The 717-nt window shown below is 41.7% G+C and carries 2 protein-coding genes; both read left to right on the top strand.

Annotated elements, in window-relative coordinates:
* Nucleotides 1-190, top strand: a 190-nt coding sequence (locus tag GY843_RS20145; protein ID WP_297312383.1) for a hypothetical protein, incomplete at its 5' end; no start/stop codon positions are given.
* Between the two features lie 24 nt (nt 191-214).
* The coding region (locus tag GY843_RS20140; protein WP_297312381.1) for a hypothetical protein at nt 215-717 on the top strand (503 nt) is incomplete at its 3' end.

Raw genomic sequence — 717 nt, 5'->3', positions numbered from 1 at the left:
TCGAATTACTAATCCTTTTCCTCGGCTTAAGAATCCTGATCCTAAGGGTTACATCATGGCTTCTGCAGAACGTCAAGCTGAGAATGAATATGAAGAGAAGTATTCTGTTGCACGTCTCTTGAGAGATCCTGATCCAACTTTAAGTGACTCTGAAAATAAAGAAGAAAATAATCAAGATAAAACAGTTTAGACTTAGTAGATAAGAAAGAGCGTTATGGCGAAGGCAAAGCTAGCAGGTACGTTACTTAGTAAGTTAGGCGGTCTCTTTAAAAAGCCTGTCGTAGGTGAGGCATTAATGAGTGGTGGTTTAAATACAGGCTTGTCTTTAATGGCGGGTGCTAATCCAGCGGAAGCACTTTTGTATGGTGGGGCTGATGCTATAGCATCTGGGGCTTCTCTTGGTGCAGTACGTAAATTACGTGGTAGTCGCGCTGTCACAAAACTACTTGGACCACTAGGCACACAAACAATTAATAAGGGTGGCAAACTCACGACTTCACCTGTACGCTCTAAGTTAGAGTTACCAGTTAATCTTGCTGCGTCTATTGCTTCTACTATTCCTGTAGGCATGATACTGGGTGTAGAACAAGGTGCTCAAGGCGCACAGACAAAACAAATTGATCAACAAACAGTACAACGTGCAGTAATTAACGATGCACCTAATCAGTTAGCAGGTGCTTACATGCCTGACACATTATTACAAAATATTGGTTTACC

It is taken from the genome of Neptuniibacter sp., assembly GCF_024231755.1.
In the GTDB taxonomy this organism is placed as follows: Bacteria; Pseudomonadota; Gammaproteobacteria; order Pseudomonadales; family Balneatricaceae; genus Neptuniibacter.
This window is presented reverse-complemented; position numbering and strand designations above follow the sequence as displayed.